2 rRNA genes are annotated in these 422 nt (G+C 49.5%); both read right to left on the bottom strand.

The window, feature by feature from the left end:
- Positions 1-8: 8 nt before the first annotated feature.
- Positions 9-125, bottom strand: a 5S ribosomal RNA gene (rrf, locus tag KJS58_RS24960).
- A 217-nt stretch (positions 126-342) separates the two neighbouring features.
- A 23S ribosomal RNA gene (locus tag KJS58_RS24955) occupies positions 343-422 on the bottom strand; the annotation flags it as partial.

Below are 422 nucleotides of genomic sequence, written 5' to 3'. Positions count from 1 at the left end.
GGGTTTTCGCTTGGCGGCGTCCTACTCTCCCAGGACCCTGCGGTCCAAGTACCATCGGCGCTGGAGGGCTTAACGGTCGTGTTCGGGATGGGTACGTGTGGAACCCCTCCGCTATCGCCACCAAACGTGATTTTTGCGCTGTGATATCTTCAGTGAATACTCACCAGCAAAATATCAGTCCTTAGAAAGGACATGCAGCTTAAAATCTTCGGAAAATCCATTCGCTCTTCGCGTTTGCTTGGGTTCAACACCGAAGTGTGAATCAAGAAACAAGCGTTTAGGTTTCCCTCAAGGTTTTGCTCCCTGAAAACTAGATACGAAACAATCTTTGCAATTTAATTGTAGGATAAGCCCTCGACCGATTAGTACTGGTCAGCTCCATGCATTGCTGCACTTCCACCCCCAGCCTATCTACCTCGTCG

This window comes from Paenibacillus sp. J45TS6 (genome assembly GCF_018403285.1).
Classification (GTDB): domain Bacteria; phylum Bacillota; class Bacilli; order Paenibacillales; family Paenibacillaceae; genus Paenibacillus.
This window is presented reverse-complemented; position numbering and strand designations above follow the sequence as displayed.